Source organism: Microbacterium sp. Ru50, from assembly GCF_002920555.1.
Lineage (GTDB): Bacteria > Actinomycetota > Actinomycetes > Actinomycetales > Microbacteriaceae > Microbacterium > Microbacterium arborescens.
Map to the genome: position 1 here is coordinate 1 of NZ_PQSV01000035.1, position 763 is coordinate 763.

Here is a 763-nt window from a genome sequence, read left to right on the forward strand (position 1 = left end):
AGCTCCGGCTTTTTTATTACCTGAATTGCCTATCATTACAGTGGTTTCACCGTTCTTACCGCAATCCAGCCCGCGCAGAAAACCCATCATGTCAAAGCGCATTCCTTCTGCAGTTAACCAGCGCAATCCTCGCCAGTGAACCCGGACGATATAATCAGCTTCTCCAAAAGCAAGTGAGCGGATACATTCGGGACGCGAACCGAATCCCCGGTCAGCAATGCGTATCTCGTCTGCCGTTTGCGCAAATCGGTCCAGCCGTTCAGCGTCTCTGCTGTCGGTTAGCTCAAAATCAGTGAACTGACAGGTATGAGGATCATATCCCATATGTAGTCGCCATTCAGCGCTGCCGCCCCCGGGCGCACTGATTGCTGTTCCATCGACAAGACGCAATCTCTTTCCGCTTGTACAACCCGTAACTGCGGCGCGTACAGCAAGTGTTTGTGCGGCAAGTATGCCAAACCAGTCGGCGGCATTCCGCAGCCGCTTCAGGAGAGCCACGTCAGATAATGTTGCAACGTCATGGAGCTGAGCCCATGCAGTGACTTCACGTAATGACATCCCCCCGGGGCCGTAAGCCAGCCCCAGACGTAGCAGAGTTGCAGCATCACGAATTTCGCGGCGGCGGGTTAGAGCCCCGGCATTACGTGCCGAAGTATCCAGTTCTTCGGGCTTACCAATATGGGCCAGAATTGCTGACCAGTTATCGTGAGAGTAATTCATCGGCACGTTAAATCATATCAGGCGTAATACCACAACCCTTAAG

The 763-nt window shown here is 53.2% G+C and carries 1 pseudogene; it reads right to left on the reverse strand.

Going from position 1 to position 763, the window contains the following annotated elements:
* Positions 1-720, reverse strand: a pseudogene (locus C3481_RS16090) (IS4-like element IS186B family transposase); the annotation flags it as partial.
* Positions 721-763 lie beyond the last annotated feature (43 nt).